General features: G+C 72.6%; 12 protein-coding genes. 8 read left to right on the forward strand and 4 right to left on the reverse strand.

Features of this window, described 5'->3' with window-relative positions:
• Positions 1 to 62: 62 nt before the first annotated feature.
• Complete coding sequence (locus tag ACIRPX_RS37100; protein ID WP_404203632.1) at positions 63 to 386, reverse strand: antibiotic biosynthesis monooxygenase family protein; 324 nt, start codon at positions 384 to 386, stop codon at positions 63 to 65.
• Between the two features lie 127 nt (positions 387 to 513).
• Here ACIRPX_RS37100 and pepN point away from each other — a divergent pair, with 127 nt between their 5' ends.
• Entirely contained in the window at positions 514 to 2949 is a 2436-nt protein-coding gene (gene pepN, locus ACIRPX_RS37105) for an aminopeptidase N (protein ID WP_404203634.1), read from the forward strand.
• A 290-nt stretch (positions 2950 to 3239) separates the two neighbouring features.
• On the opposite strand, the gene ACIRPX_RS37110 is transcribed toward pepN, so the two are convergent.
• The gene (locus ACIRPX_RS37110; protein ID WP_404203636.1) at positions 3240 to 4106 is read right to left on the reverse strand and encodes a lysozyme; all 867 of its coding nucleotides are present in this window, start codon (positions 4104 to 4106) and stop codon (positions 3240 to 3242) included.
• Between the two features lie 127 nt (positions 4107 to 4233).
• Here ACIRPX_RS37110 and ACIRPX_RS37115 point away from each other — a divergent pair, with 127 nt between their 5' ends.
• Entirely contained in the window at positions 4234 to 5130 is an 897-nt protein-coding gene (locus ACIRPX_RS37115) for a PfkB family carbohydrate kinase (protein WP_404203638.1), read from the forward strand.
• A gap of 156 nt (positions 5131 to 5286) precedes the next feature.
• On the opposite strand, the gene ACIRPX_RS37120 is transcribed toward ACIRPX_RS37115, so the two are convergent.
• On the reverse strand, positions 5287 to 5865 hold the full coding sequence (locus ACIRPX_RS37120) for an ester cyclase (RefSeq protein ID WP_404203640.1): 579 nt from the start codon (positions 5863 to 5865) through the stop codon (positions 5287 to 5289).
• A gap of 97 nt (positions 5866 to 5962) precedes the next feature.
• Here ACIRPX_RS37120 and ACIRPX_RS37125 point away from each other — a divergent pair, with 97 nt between their 5' ends.
• Both ACIRPX_RS37125 and ACIRPX_RS37130 read left to right on the forward strand, forming a co-directional pair.
• The gene (locus tag ACIRPX_RS37125; RefSeq protein ID WP_404203642.1) at positions 5963 to 6598 is read left to right on the forward strand and encodes a TetR/AcrR family transcriptional regulator; all 636 of its coding nucleotides are present in this window, start codon (positions 5963 to 5965) and stop codon (positions 6596 to 6598) included.
• 265 nt (positions 6599 to 6863) lie between these two features.
• Positions 6864 to 7022 carry a hypothetical protein gene (locus ACIRPX_RS37130; RefSeq protein WP_404203644.1) on the forward strand — a complete coding sequence of 53 codons (159 nt, stop codon included), beginning with the start codon at positions 6864 to 6866 and terminating at the stop codon, positions 7020 to 7022.
• A gap of 36 nt (positions 7023 to 7058) precedes the next feature.
• On the opposite strand, the gene ACIRPX_RS37135 is transcribed toward ACIRPX_RS37130, so the two are convergent.
• Positions 7059 to 8060 (reverse strand): LacI family DNA-binding transcriptional regulator, encoded by a 1002-nt coding sequence (locus tag ACIRPX_RS37135; protein ID WP_404203659.1) that lies wholly within the window; start codon positions 8058 to 8060, stop codon positions 7059 to 7061.
• Between the two features lie 213 nt (positions 8061 to 8273).
• Here ACIRPX_RS37135 and iolC point away from each other — a divergent pair, with 213 nt between their 5' ends.
• The 4 genes from iolC to ACIRPX_RS37155 form a co-directional block, all read left to right on the forward strand.
• Positions 8274 to 9227, forward strand: coding sequence for a 5-dehydro-2-deoxygluconokinase (gene iolC / locus ACIRPX_RS37140; RefSeq protein WP_404203646.1), 954 nt, complete (start codon positions 8274 to 8276; stop codon positions 9225 to 9227).
• The gene (locus ACIRPX_RS37145) at positions 9220 to 10089 is read left to right on the forward strand and encodes an aldolase (protein WP_404203648.1); all 870 of its coding nucleotides are present in this window, start codon (positions 9220 to 9222) and stop codon (positions 10087 to 10089) included. The genes iolC and ACIRPX_RS37145 overlap by 8 nt, the downstream gene beginning before the upstream one ends.
• Positions 10086 to 10970 (forward strand): 5-deoxy-glucuronate isomerase, encoded by an 885-nt coding sequence (iolB, locus tag ACIRPX_RS37150; RefSeq protein WP_404203650.1) that lies wholly within the window; start codon positions 10086 to 10088, stop codon positions 10968 to 10970. Before ACIRPX_RS37145 ends, iolB begins: the two co-directional genes overlap by 4 nt.
• Positions 10970 to 11835: thiamine pyrophosphate-binding protein (locus ACIRPX_RS37155; protein ID WP_404203653.1), on the forward strand; the 866-nt coding region annotated here is incomplete at its 3' end. The genes iolB and ACIRPX_RS37155, both read left to right, overlap by 1 nt.

The raw sequence follows: 11835 nt of genomic DNA on the forward strand, positions 1-11835 counted from the left end.
CCGCCGACGTGGGGCGCCCCTGGCAGACGCCGGGCTCACGGCAAGGGATCCGGCGCACAAGCTCAGGAAGGCTGCTCGCGGCGGTCCAGAACCTCGTAGTGCGCCGAGCGCTCGTCGAAGTCCGCGAGCACCGCCCGCGCTTCCGCGGGCACATGTGCCGTCTCGTAGTCCTCGCCCATGAACGACCGGACGGAGTCGAGGGAGTCGAACCACATCACGGTCATGAACTCCACGTCGTCGTCCCGCTCGCGCCGCACCAGGTCGATCGAGAGGAATCCCGGGATGCGCCGCTTCTCGATCCCGGGGATCACCTGCCCCCGGACGATGCGCTCGTAGGCGTCGGCGTTCTCCGGTGTGGTCCAACCCCGCCATACGCGACAGATCATGGGGCGAGTGTAGTGCGCGGCCGGCCGGCGCATCCCGGCCGCGGGACACGCCTCCTCCCGAAAATCCCTGCGCCCTCCGCCGCTGTCCGGCATACGCTTGCGCCCGCTGTCCGACGAGGGAGAACGCATGGGGATCCGAAGCCTGACCCGTACCGAGGCGGAGCGCCGGGCGGCGCTGCTGGCCGTCGAGCGGTACGACGTGGACATCGACTTCACCGCCCTGCCCGGCGGCCCCGAGGTCCGCTGCGTCTCCACGGTGACCTTCACCTGCCGCGAACCGGGCGCGGAGACCTTCGTGGACTGCGCGGCCCAGGTGGTCGGCGCGACGCTGAACGGCAAGGCGGTCTCCCCCGCGGACGACGGCCGCATCCCGCTGCCCGGCCTGGCCGAGCACAATGTTCTCCGGGTGGAGAGCGTCCAGGCGGACACCGCCACGGGCGAGGGCGTGCACAAGGCCGTCGACCCCGCGGACGGCGAGGTCTACGTGTGGACGAGCTTCGAGCCCGACGAAGCGCGTTTCGTGTGGGCCTGTTTCGACCAGCCCGACCTCAAGGCGCCGCACGCGTTCACCGTCACGGCCCCGTCCGCGTGGATCGTCACGAGCAACTCCGGTGACCCGCGCGTCGAGGACCTGGGCGCGGCCCGTCGCTGGAGCTTCCCCGACACTCCTGCGCTCGCCGTCTACAACACCGTGGTCAACGCGGGTCCCTTCCACGAGCTGCGCCGCGAGGCCGACGGTCACGACCTCGGCCTCTTCGCCCGCCGTTCCCTCGCCGACGTGCTCGATCGCGACGCCGACGAGATCTTCACCCTCACCCAGCAGGGCCTGGCCTTCTACGGCGAGGCCTTCGCGATGCCCTTCCCGCAGCGCAAGTACGACCAGGTGTTCATGCCGGAGTTCGGCGGCGCGATGGAGAACTACGGCTGTGTGACCTGGTCGGACGGCTTCCTGCAGCGGGCGACGCCGACCCCCGCCGAGCGGGAGCTGCTGGCCGTGGTGCTGCTGCACGAGATGGCCCACATGTGGTTCGGCAACATCGTCACCATGCGCTGGTGGGACGACCTCTGGCTGAACGAGGCGTTCGCGGAGTTCGCCTGCCACTGGGCCGCCGAGGGCGCCACCCGGTACACCGACGCCTGGGCCGGCCACCTGGTCGGCGACAAGCTGAAGGCGTATCTGGCCGACCAGGGCCCGGCGTCCCACCCGATCCACCAGCCCATCCACGACGTCGCCCAGGCCGCGTCGATCTTCGACAACATCACGTACCCCAAGGGCGCGTCCGTCCTCCAGCAGCTCATGACCTATGTGGGCGAGGAGCGTTTCCGGGCCGGTATGGCCGCCTACTTCGCCGAGCACGCCTGGGGCAACACCACGCTCCAGGACCTGATCGACGCCCTCGCGAAGGCCGGCGGGCGGGATCTGGACACCTGGCGCACGGCGTGGCTCGCGACGGCCGGCACCGACCGCTTCACCGTCGAGCGTGACGGCGGGCAGGTCACCCTGGTGGCCGACGGCGCCCCGCGTCCGCAGGTGCTCGCGGTGGGCGCCTACCGCGACAACGGCGAGCGGCTGGAGCGTACGGCGCTGGTGCGTGTGGAGGTGACACGGCCCCGTACCGAACTCACCGGTCTCCCGGCCGGTTCGGACGTACTGCTGATCAACGACGACGACCTCACCTTCGCCACCGCCCGCCCCGACGCCGCCACGAGGGACGCCCTGTTCTCCTCGGCCGCGCGCCTGCCCACGGCCATCTCCCGGGGTGTGGCCGCCGCCACCGTCTGGGACATGCTGACGACCGGTGAGGCGCCGGCGGCGGAGGCCGGGCGGTGCATCACCGGGATTCTGGCGGTCGAGTCGTCCGACGCGGTGATCGAGCCGTATCTGACCCTCGCCTCCGACATCGCCGAGCTGTGGGCGCCGGCCGCCGAGCGTCCCGCCCTGACCGCGTCGGTGGCGGCCGTCTGCCGCCGTCTCGCCGCCGACCCGGGCCGCCGGCAGGTCGCGCTGCGCGGGCTGGCCCGCACCGCCTCCACCGCGGACGACCTGGCCTGGCTGCGCGAACAGGCGGGCGACGACGTCGACCTGCACTGGCGTGCGCTGGTCCGGGAGGCGGAGCTCGGCGGTGACGTCGCGTCCGAGTCGGCCCGTCTGCTCGAACGCGACCCCGACCCCGACGCCTGGATCCGCGCCCTCACGGTACGGGCCGCCCGTCCGGACGCCGACGCCAAGGCGGAGGTGTGGCAGAAGGTCGCCGTCGAACGCGCCGTCCCCGTGCACGCGGTCGGCCAGGTGACGGCCGCTTTCTGGCGCCCGGCCCAGGAGGCCCTGCTGGCCCCGTACGCCGGGCACTACCTGGACGCGATTCCGCGCCTGGACCAGGGCGGCATGATCCCGGCGATGGTCTTCACCAACCGCCTCTTCCCGCAGCACGCCGTCGACGACGCCTACGTCGACACCGCCCGACGCGCCGCCGACGACGCGGCTCCGGTGGTCCGCAAGACGCTCCTCGAGCGTTCGGACGCCGTCCGCCGGATGCTTCGCTCCCGGAGTGGTACGGCCTGACCCGGGCCACGGCCCACCACGGGACGGGCCCGTGCCGCGGGCCCCGGACCAACGTCGCCTGACACGTGACGAAGGCAGGGAGATGAGAGGCATGAGAGCACACGGGCCCAGGAGTCGATCACGGGAGGACCGTCCGCGGAGCCGGTCGTGATCGGTGCGGCGGCGGCCCGGGGCGCCTACGCGCTGGACACGGTCGGCACCTGGGTGAACGCTCTCGGATGCGGAACGAGGCTGGGCAAGAAGCAGGTTCAGGGGTTCCTGCCCGTCGTGCTCGGTCGGTCTCCGCGTCCTCAGCCGGTCGCGAACTTCCGGAGCTTGTCCACGGTGTCGTAGAAGCGGTCGTGGTCGCCGACGTGCGGACCTGAGGAGGTGTACTGCCACATCGTGTACGACTTCCAGCCCGCGGGGAGCGTCCCCGCGGAGGAGGCGTAGCGGGCGATCCAGAGGGGATTGGTGGCACCGAAGCCCTTGTAGTTGCCCGTGCAGTCGGACCACCAGGCCGTGGCCGTGTAGATGACGGCGTCGCGGTGGGTGCGCGCCTTGTAGCGCTTCAGGAAGTCGCCGATCCAGGTGACCATGGCGCTCTTGGACATCCCGAAGCAGGCGTCGCCGTAGGGGTTCCACTCGATGTCGAGCGCGCCGGGCAGGGTCTTGCCGTCGGCCGTCCACCCTCCGCCGTGGGCGAGGAAGTAGTCGGCCTGGGCGGTGCCGCTGGTGGTGTCCGGCGTGGCGAAGTGGTACGCACCGCGCACCATGCCGACCCCGTAGGGGCCGTTGTACTGCTGGGTGAAGTAGGGGTTGGTGTAGTAGGTGCCCTCGGTGGCCTTCGCGTAGGCCCATCGCACTCCGCTGCTCCAGAGGGTGGACCACGCGACATCGCCCTGATAGCTGGCGACGTCGACGCCTTCGGCCTGGTTCACCCGCGGGGCCGGGGCGCTCTCGGGCACCATGCCGGGAGTTTCGTGGGCCCGGACCCCGATGCCCATGTAGGCGCTGCCGCGCACGGGGGCGGGAGCGGGCTCGGGTGTCACGTCGTCGGCGCTCGCGAGCGTGGCCGACAGCCCGGACAGGGACAGGAGGAGGCCGGTCAGGGCGGCGACGAGGCGCAGTCGTGAGCGGCCATGCTGGGGAAATATGGAGCTTCGCACGCCCTCCATCTGACCCCGCAGTGATCCATGGCGCACGTCAAGTACCGCCCAAAGAAGGCATTCCGGCTCTGACGTGTTGTCCTTTCCGGCGGTTCGTACACTGACCACGTGTCGCGGCGGGAGGAGGTGCCGGCAGGTGGAGCCTGCGGGGACGGAGCGTCCTGGAGGGCTGTTCGTCGGCCTGTGCACGCTGGACGTCATCCAGCTCGTGGACCGCGTACCGGCCGCCGACGAAAAGCTGACGGCTCGTGAACAGGTCGTCGCCGCGGGCGGCCCGGCGGCCAACGCCGCCGCCGCGTTCGGCCACTTGGGGGGCGCGGCCCGGCTGCTCACCGCGGTCGGCTCCCATCCCCTCGGACGCGCGGCCACGACGGACCTCGAACGGCTGGGCGTGACGGTGACGGATCTCGCGGCTGGCTCACCCGAGCCACCCGCCGTGTCCTCCATTCTGGTGACCGCGTCGAGCGGGGAACGCGCCGTCGCCTCCACCAACGCCACCGGCCACCGGCTCACCCCGCCCGGCGGCCTGCACGCGTGGGTCGCGGCCTGCGACATCGTCGAGTTCGACGGCCATCACATGGAGCTGGCCCTGGCCACCGCGCGGGCGGCCCGCGCAGCGGGCCGGACGACCCTGCTGGACGCGGGCAGTTGGAAGGACGGCACCGAGGACTTGCTGCCGTTCATCGACGTGGTCGTCTGCTCGGCCGATTTCCATCCGCCGGGCGCCGACACGGTGGCGGACACCTTGCGGTTCCTGCGGCGTCATGGGGTCGCCTGGTCGGCCGTCAGCCGCGGAGGGCGGCCCATCGTGTGGTCGGGGCCCGACCGCGGCGGCACGGTCGAGGTGCCCGCCGTCCGGGTGGCGGACACGCTGGGCGCGGGTGACGTCCTGCACGGCGCCCTCGCCCACCACCTCGCCGCCGGCGGGCGCCGGGTGACGCCGGAGGCCTTCACCGAAGCGCTCCACGGCGCGGCCTCGGTGGCTGCCCGCGCCTGCGCCTCGTTCGGCACACGGGCCTGGATGCGGGAGTGACGGGACTGCGGCCACGCTGGGACGCGGGGGTGGCGAGGCTGCGGCCATGCCGGGACGCGGGGGTGGCGAGGCTGCGGCCATGCCGGGACGCGGGCGTGACGAGCCCCTGAGCCCGCAGCCGCCCCCCTCGAGCCCGCAGCCGGCCCCTCGTTCACCTCAGCCCCGCTGCCCCCGGCCGTCCCGCACCGCGGTGGCCGCCGCCGCTGCCTCCGCCGTCACCTGGCCGGCGGCACGTCCCGCTCTCCCGGTGACCTTCCAGGCGAGCATGCGCAGCGCGGTCGCCGGGGCCGGCGGGAAGACGCCCAGTTGCCCCAGCATGCCGATGTCGTCGCGCACGGCCTCGTGGCCGGCCACCTTGCCGTCGCGCACGTCGAGGACATGGATCTGCTCGAAGTCGACGGCCCGGCCGGTCGGCGGCACGGCCTGGTCCAGCGCGCCGTCCCGGAAGCGGACGAAGGGCCCGGTGTGGCGGCCCTGCATGCGCAGGCGTATCCAGACCTGCCCCTCGTTGTGGGCGACGGCGAGGACGGGAAATCGCAGGTCGGCGAAGGCGGAGCGCATCCACGCGCTGGACGCGAGCACCCCCGCCGGTCCGGGAAGCGCGCAGGCCGCGGGCGACACGGCCGACTCGCGATTGCGGAAGTCCTCGTGCACGACCTCCGCCGCGAGGGCCGGATCCCCGGTCTCGAGTATCCGGAAGAGGCCGTGGGCCAGCTCGGTGGTGTCCATGCCCATTGCGTTGATCCCTTTCGACGGCCGGGCGCTCCGCGTGTGCGGTCGACGTATTGAGGTTATAGCACGCCTAATGAATTCATCATCGTACGATGACGCCATGCCCTCCAAGCGCCGCTACGTCTCCCCGCTGCGCGAGCAGTCCGCCGCGCGGACGCACGCGCTGATCCTCGATCGGGCCACGCAGCTGTTCGCTGAACGCGGCTACGGCCGGGTGACCGTCGCCGACATCGCCGCCGCGGCGGGCGTCGCCCCGAAGACCGTCTTCGCGAGCGTCGGAAGCAAGAGCGACATCCTGAACCGGATCGTGGACCGCGGCGTGTCCGCCTCCGGACACGAGCAGGCCATGAAGGACCTGCTCGCACTGCGCACCCCGGAGTCGGTCCTCAAGGCACTCGCCCACGGCACACGGGTGGGCAACGAGGAGCAGTTCGCCGTGCACGAGGCCATCCGCAAGGCACTTCCCGTCCACGAGGACGGAGAGGCGCTGTGGGAGCGGGCGACCGCGGCCTACCGCGAGGCGCTCGACACCGCCGCACGCCATCTGCACACGCTGACCGCGTCGCCCTCCCACTCGGTGCGGGAGACGGCCGACCTGCTGTGGTTCTGGTTCGGCCCTTCCGGGTGGCGGACGCTCGTGGTCGAGAGCGGCTGGTCATGGGACCGCGCCGAGGAGGTCCTCCATCACACCGCGGCCACCACGCTTGCGAGCACCTGGCGTTCACCTGCTACGTGAACCACGACCTCGGCCTGGCCCCCCGGCCGGCGCGAACCGTGGCCCGGCCTCCGGCCAGCGCGGGCGGCGCCCTGACCTCCCCGGCCGGTGCGGACCGCCCCTGACCTCCCAGCCCAACGCGGGCCGCACCCTGATCTCCCAGACCGGCCCGGGCCGCCCCCTGATCTCCCAGCCCGGCCCGGGCCGTACCTGGCCTCCCAGCTGGCGCCGACCGCCCCTACCTCCAGGCCAACGAGCCCGGGCCGCACCTGGTCTCCCGCCCGGCGTGGACCGCCCCTACCTCCAGGCCAACCGGCCCGGGCCGTACCTCGTCCCCCGCCCGACGCGGGCCGCCCCCGACCTCCAGGCCAACCGGCCCGGGCCGGGTCCGGTCACCCGTGTCGTCCTGCTCCCGCCGGGTCCGGCGGTGGCGGCCGGAGCGTGACGGCCTCGGTCACGCGGTGCGCGGCCGCCGCGGCCGTCAGGCTGTCGGCTCCGGTACGGGTCCGGTCGTCCCGCGGACCACCAGCCTGGGGTCCAGGACCGCCTCCCGCAGCTCCAACTCCGGCTTCTCCAGGCGCTCCACGGCGAACCGCACCGCGTGCTCCGCCATGAGCCGCGCGTCCTGGCGCACGGTGGTCAGGCCGATGGGCATGAGATGGGAGAGGTGGGTGTCGTCGTATCCGACGACGGACACATCGCCCGGCACCTCGACACCGGCGCGGGTCAGGTTCATCAACAGGCCCCACGCGCAACGGTCGTTGCCCGCGAGCACCGCGGTCGGCAGCGGCAGGCCCCGGTCGCGTTCGGCGAGGAGCATGCGTCCGGTCTCGATACCGGACTGCTCGGTGTGCTCGCCCGGGATGACCCGTTCCTGCGCCTGCAGCCCGTGTCGGCGCATCGCGGCGCGGTAGGCGCGCCGGCGCTCGGCCGAGCCGGGGCCGCGGCCGCCGTCGATGTGCACGATCCGGCGGTGCCCCAGCTCGACCAGGTGGTCCATCGCCTGCCGCACGCCCTTGCCCTCGGCGCTGTGCACGAAGTCGACCCGGGCGCGGGGCAGTCTGCGGCTCACCGAGACGGTGACCGCGCGCTGGCCGAGCGCGTCGAGGTAGCCGGGATCCGCGTCGGGGCCGAGCAGGATCAGCGCCTCGCAGCGGTGCCCGAGCAGCGCCTCGACGGCCTTCTCCTCGCTGCGCCCCTCGGCGGACGCGGACAACAGCACGTCGTAGCCGAGCCGTTCGGCCTCGGGGTAGATGCCCTCGATGAGGTCCGTGTGGAAGGTCTGCTGCACGGTGAACATCACACCGATGGTGCGGCTGCGGCCGCGGGCCAGCAGCCGGGCCGCGCTGTCGGGGCGGTAGCCGATCTCGTCCGCGACCCGCAGCACCCGCTGCCGGGTCTCCTCGCTCGCTCCCGGCTGATTGCGGAACACGATCGACACGAGCGCCCGGGAGACGCCCGCCTTCTCGGCCACGTCCGCCATCGTGGGCCGCTGCCTGCCCGAAGCATTCACCTGTGAATCCACCCTCCGACCTGGCCACCTTAACGGGGGTCCGGAAATCTCCCAGCAACAAGCTATTGACATGACATTTGGACAGGGGTCATCGTACTCGGACTAGAGCGCGCTAGTAGAGCGCACCAGAAACTCGTCCGCGAGAGCTCCACGGAGTCTCCGGAGCGAAGGGAAACCTGCGTTATGCCGTTGGATGTGCTGACGATGGGCCGTTGCGGGGTGGATGTGTATCCGCTCCAGACGGGCGTGGGGCTGGCCGAGGTCACGTCGTTCGGCAAGTACCTGGGCGGCAGCCCGACGAACGTCGCGGTGGCGGCCGCCCGGTACGGGCACTCCGCGGCCGTGATCACGAAGACGGGACGGGATCCGTTCGGGGACTTCGTGCGCTCGTCGCTCGCGGGATACGGCGTCGACACCCGGTTCGTGGGCACCTCGGACGTCGCGCCGACGCCGGTGACGTTCTGCGAGGTCTTCCCGCCCGACGACTTCCCGCTGTACTTCTACCGCCTGCCCAAGGCGCCCGATCTGGACATCGCGCCGGACGAGCTGGACCTGGGCGCGGTGCGCGAGGCGAGCGTCCTGTGGATCACGGGGACCGGGCTGAGCGAGGAACCGAGCCGGTCGGCGACGCTGGCGGCGCTGGAGCACCGGGCCCGGACCGGCACGACCGTCTTCGATCTCGACTGGCGGCCGATGTTCTGGGCGGATCCGGCGCAGGCGCGTGCGTTCTACGCGCAGGCGCTGCGGCACACCACGGTCGCGGTGGGCAATCTCGACGAGGTCGAGGTCGCCACGGGCGAGCGTGAGCCGTATGCCGCCGCGAAGGCGCTGCTGGCCGCGGGCGTGGAGCTGGCGGTGGTCAAGCAGGGCCCTAAGGGCGTGCTGGCGGTGGACCGGGACGGCTCGGCCGTCGAGATCGCGCCGGTTCCGGTGGACGTGGTCAACGGGCTCGGAGCCGGGGACGCGTTCGGCGGGGCGCTGTGCCACGGACTGCTGTCGGGGTGGGACACGCGGCGCGCGGTGTCCTTCGCCAACGCCGCCGGGGCGATCGTGGCGGGCCGGCTCTCCTGCTCCGACGCCATGCCCACCGAGGCCGAGGTCGACGCCAGGCTCGGCGAGGTGAACAGTCGTGTCTGAGGCGGTGAGGCGCATTGTCGCCGCCCGGGTGAACGACCCCGGCGCCATCGCGGCCGCCGCCGCGCACCGCGTGCGGGCCACCTCGCTGCTGGGCGAGCACGGCAAGGCGATGATCATCGCCGCCGATCACCCCGCGCGCGGCGCCAACGGCGTCGGTGGCGATCCGAACGCGATGGCCGACCGCTGCGAGCTGCTGGACCGGCTGTGCACCGCGCTGGAGCGCCCGGGTGTGACGGGTGTGCTGGCCACCGCGGACATCCTGGAGGACCTGCTGCTGCTCGGCGTGCTGGACGGCAAGTCGGTGTTCGGATCGATGAACCGGGCGGGCCTGGCCGGGTCGGTGTTCGAGATCGACGACCGGTTCACCGGCTACGACGCCGAGACGCTCGCCGCGATGGGCTTCGACGGCGGCAAGATGCTCACCCGCATCGCACTGGGCGACCCGGCGACCCCGTCCGTCCTGGAGAACACCGCCCACGCGGTGGACGAGCTCAACGACCGGCGTCTGATCGCCATGGTCGAGCCGTTCCTGTCGTACTGGCAGGACGGGAAGATCCGCAACGACCTGTCCACCGACTCCGTGGTCGCGTCGGTCACCATCGCCTCGGGGCTGGGCCGGCGCACCGCCTACACCTGGCTGAAGCTGCCGGTCGTCGACGGCATGGAGCGGGTGCTGGCCGCCTCCACCTTGCCCGCCCTGCTGCTGGGCGGCGAGGTCAAGGACGCCGGCGCCGCCTTCGCCTCCTGGGGCAGGGCGCTCAAACTCCCCACCGCGCAGGGCCTGGTCGTCGGCCGCTCCCTGCTCTACCCGGCCGGCGGCGACGTCGCCGGCGCCGTCGACAAGGCGGTGAGCCTGCTGTGACCGCGCACACCGCCACGTACCACCTGCCGGCCGGGACCGCGGCCGACGGCCCCTACGACCTCCTGGTCACGCCGGAGTCGGCGGGCTGGGGATACTCCGGCCTCAGGATCCTGACCCTGAAGCCGGGCGAGGCGCACGCCCTGTCCACCCAGGACAGCGAGTTCCTGGTCCTGCCGCTGACGGGTTCCTGCACCGTCACCACGGACGGCACGGCCTTCGAACTGGCCGGGCGGACGGGCGTGTTCGCCTCGGCCACCGACTTCGCGTACCTGCCGCGCGGGTCGGAGGCCCTCATCAGCAGCGCCGCCGGCGGACGGTTCGCGCTGCCCTCCGCCCGTACCGAGCAGGGAGGTCACTCGGCTCGGTACGGGCGCAAGGAGGACGTCCCCGTCGAGCTGCGCGGCGCCGGGGCGTGTTCGCGGCAGGTCAACAACTACTGCCTGCCCGGCACGTTCGACGCCGAGCAGCTGCTGGTGTGCGAGGTACTGACCCCCGGCGGCAACTGGTCGTCGTACCCGCCGCACAAGCACGACGAGGCCCGGCCCGGCCAGGAGTCGGAGCTGGAGGAGATCTACTACTTCGGGGTCTCCGGCGACGGCCAGGGCTTCGGCTACCAGCGCGTCTACGGCACTCCGGACCGGCCGATCGACGTGCTCGCCGAGGTCCGCTCCGGCGACACCGTCCTGATCCCGCACGGCTGGCACGGCCCCTCGATCGCGGCGCCCGGCTACGACCTCTACTACCTCAACGTCATGGCCGGTCCCGGCCAGGACCGCGCCTGGCTGATCTGCGACGACCCGGCCCACGGCTGGGTGCGATCGACCTGGGACACGCAGGACATCGACGACCGGCTGCCGTTCGGCGCCGAGGAGAACGAGTGATGGAAACGATCCGCCTGACGACCGCGCAGGCCCTGGTGCGGTTCCTGGCCGCGCAGTACAGCGAGCGCGACGGGCAGGAGCAGCGCCTGGTCCCCGGCGTGTGGGGCATCTTCGGCCACGGCAACGTGGCCGGCCTCGGCCAGGCCCTGCTCCAGGCCGCGGTCACGAAGGAAGCGGACCTGCCGTACTACCTGGCCCGCAACGAGCAGGGCATGGTGCACGCGTCGGTCGCCTACGCCAAGATGCGCGACCGGCTGGCCACCTTCGCCTGCACCTCCTCGACCGGACCCGGCTCCACCAACATGATCACGGGCGCGGCGCTGGCCACCACCAACCGCGTCCCGGTGCTCCTGCTGCCGTCCGACATGTTCGCCACCCGCGCCGCCGACCCCGTCCTGCAGCAGCTGGAGGACACCCGGGGCGGCGACGTCACCGTCAACGACACCTTCCGCGCGGTCTCGAAGTACTTCGACCGTATCCAGCGCCCCGAGCAGCTGATCCCGGCCGCGCTGGCCGCGATGCGGGTGCTCACCGACCCGGTGGAGACCGGCGCGGTCACCCTCGCGCTGCCGCAGGACGTGCAGGCCGAGGCGCACGACTGGCCGGTGTCGTTCTTCCGCCGCCGGGTGTGGCACGTCGGCCGCCCGGTGCCCGAACCGGCCGCCCTCCAGCGGGCCGTGGCCCTGTTGAAGAGCGCGAAGAAGCCGCTGATCGTGGCGGGCGGCGGCACCGTCTACTCCGGCGCCGAGACCGAGTTGCGGGCCTTCGCCGAGGCGACCGGCATCCCGGTGGCCGACACCCACGCCGGCAAGGGCGCGGTGCCCTGGGACCACCCCTACGCGGTCGGCGGCATCGGCTCCACGGG

Source organism: Streptomyces sp. NPDC101225 (genome assembly GCF_044767585.1).
GTDB lineage: Bacteria > Actinomycetota > Actinomycetes > Streptomycetales > Streptomycetaceae > Streptomyces.

Bases quoted from the DNA above. Each gene is read 5' to 3' on its own strand.
- ACIRPX_RS37100 (WP_404203632.1), bottom strand. From the start codon at position 386: ATGATCTGTCGCGTATGGCGGGGTTGGACCACACCGGAGAACGCCGAC.
- pepN (WP_404203634.1), top strand. From the start codon at position 514: ATGGGGATCCGAAGCCTGACCCGTACCGAGGCGGAGCGCCGGGCGGCG.
- ACIRPX_RS37110 (WP_404203636.1), bottom strand. From the start codon at position 4,106: ATGGAGGGCGTGCGAAGCTCCATATTTCCCCAGCATGGCCGCTCACGA.
- ACIRPX_RS37120 (WP_404203640.1), bottom strand. From the start codon at position 5,865: ATGGGCATGGACACCACCGAGCTGGCCCACGGCCTCTTCCGGATACTC.
- ACIRPX_RS37125 (WP_404203642.1), top strand. From the start codon at position 5,963: ATGCCCTCCAAGCGCCGCTACGTCTCCCCGCTGCGCGAGCAGTCCGCC.
- ACIRPX_RS37135 (WP_404203659.1), bottom strand. From the start codon at position 8,060: ATGGCGGACGTGGCCGAGAAGGCGGGCGTCTCCCGGGCGCTCGTGTCG.
- iolC (WP_404203646.1), top strand. From the start codon at position 8,274: ATGCCGTTGGATGTGCTGACGATGGGCCGTTGCGGGGTGGATGTGTAT.